This is a genomic window from Cohnella fermenti, from assembly GCF_004801405.1.
GTDB classification, from domain to species: Bacteria; Bacillota; Bacilli; order Paenibacillales; family Paenibacillaceae; genus Cohnella; species Cohnella fermenti.
In genome coordinates this window covers 1-725 of the sequence record NZ_SSOB01000117.1, presented here as the reverse complement: position 1 = coordinate 725, position 725 = coordinate 1, and the positions used below count along the sequence as shown (strand labels likewise).

1 protein-coding gene is annotated in these 725 nt (G+C 60.1%); it reads right to left on the bottom strand.

Annotation, left to right across the window (positions count from 1 at the left end):
• A partial coding sequence (locus tag E6C55_RS33260; RefSeq protein WP_136374120.1) for an IS110 family transposase occupies nt 1–725 on the bottom strand: 725 nt, incomplete at both ends.

The window sequence follows — 725 nt, the reverse complement described above, 5'->3', positions numbered from 1 at the left end:
CCGATGCCCGGCACCGACAGCAGGCACTGGGCGCCCTGGATGCCATCGAGAACACGCGCGATCGCCTTGTCGAGATCTTTGAGCTGTTTCTGAATGCTGCGGATCGATTCGATGGACGTGCCGAGCACCAGGTCAATTGAGTCCTCCACCACCTTGGACAGCCGGTAGGAGGCGCGAGCGGCCTGCTGGATGCAGCGGGCGACGCGCTCGGGATCCGGGAAGCGATTGCGCCCCTTGTCCCGCAGGTAGTCGGCCAGGTCGGCCACTTCCATGTCGGCGATGTCGTCGAGGCTGAACTTCTCGGAGAGCATCTCCATGAGGGCGTGTCCGAACACCGAGCTGTCGACCTCGGTCGTAAAGGCATTGCATTTGTAGAACAGGTTCTGCAAGAAGTATTGTTTCTCGCGGGCCAGATTGTGGACCAGATGGAACCGCATGCGCGTAAGGCGCTGGAGCGCGACATATTGCTCCTGCATGACGATGGTGGTCGTCAGGCGGCCGAAGCGCAGGCGATCCGCGATAATCCAGGCGTCGAGGCGATCGGTCTTGTCCATGTCGGCATAGGCTTCGCGGAACTTGCTGATGAGCTTGGGATTCAAAGTGAATACCTTGGCCTTGCGCGCTTGCAGCTCAGCATCCTGATGCAGATACATGGCCGGGTGCCAACTGTAAACCGAGGTGGCTTCGAGCCCGATGTGAATCTCGGATACGGCAAGCTTGTCCGC